Annotated in this window: 1 protein-coding gene; it reads left to right on the top strand. The window is 42.7% G+C overall.

All coding sequences use genetic code 11. From position 1 onward, the window contains the following. The coding region (locus P5674_RS26140) for an HNH endonuclease (protein ID WP_315643475.1) at positions 1–343 on the top strand (343 nt) is incomplete at its 5' end. Positions 344–363 lie beyond the last annotated feature (20 nt).

Consider the following 363-nt stretch of genomic DNA (forward strand, 5'->3'; position numbering starts at 1 on the left):
CAAAGATGGGTTACATCTATACAAACACAACTGGACTCCAATTGTCAGACATACCCTAGTGCGCCCTGACGCAACACCATACGATGGAAATTGGACTTACTGGGCAACCAGGAAAGGTCAAGCAATCGACACGCCAAATAGAGTTGCCAAACTACTCAAGAAACCAAAAGGTAGATGTACCTGGTGTGGGCAATTCTTTACCCCGTCAGACTTTATTGAAGTAGACCATATTGTACCTAGAAGCCAAGGCGGAAAGGATGAATACAAGAATCTTCAATTATTACATCGCCATTGTCACGATGATAAAACAGCTCTTGATGAAGAGATGTTGCTGTACTCTTAACAAGGAGACGGTCAAACTAT

It is taken from the genome of Limnospira sp. PMC 289.06 (assembly GCF_032350395.1).
GTDB lineage: Bacteria > Cyanobacteriota > Cyanobacteriia > Cyanobacteriales > Microcoleaceae > Limnospira > Limnospira platensis.